This window comes from Bartonella sp. AA86SXKL, from assembly GCF_042196885.1.
Window position 1 is genome coordinate 1 of the sequence record NZ_JBHIRE010000436.1, and the last position, 286, is coordinate 286.

Annotated in this window: 1 pseudogene; it reads right to left on the bottom strand. The window is 42.3% G+C overall.

Features of this window, described 5'->3' with window-relative positions:
- Positions 1 to 286: pseudogene (locus ACFIO5_RS12490) on the bottom strand (hypothetical protein); the annotation flags it as partial.

The following is a 286-nucleotide window of genomic DNA, read 5'->3' on the forward strand; positions in this document are numbered from 1 at the left end:
TTTCGCACAATCATGCAAAATCTGTTTCAATTCATTACCAATCACCGCATCCACGACGTTTGGGTCAGCCATTTCAGGATAGAGTGAAGAGAAAGCTGCCAACTGCTTAGCTCGCGTATCATAAATAAAATCGGCAGCTTGATCAAAGTCATGATGCTTTTGTTTAACAGCAGCAACAGATTGCTGATATAAAGCATGCAACTGTTCTGATTCATGGCTCATAGCAGGTGGTTGTTCAGAGAGCAACGCCCCTTGTTTGTAGAGTGTTTTTCCCAACCATTGTCTA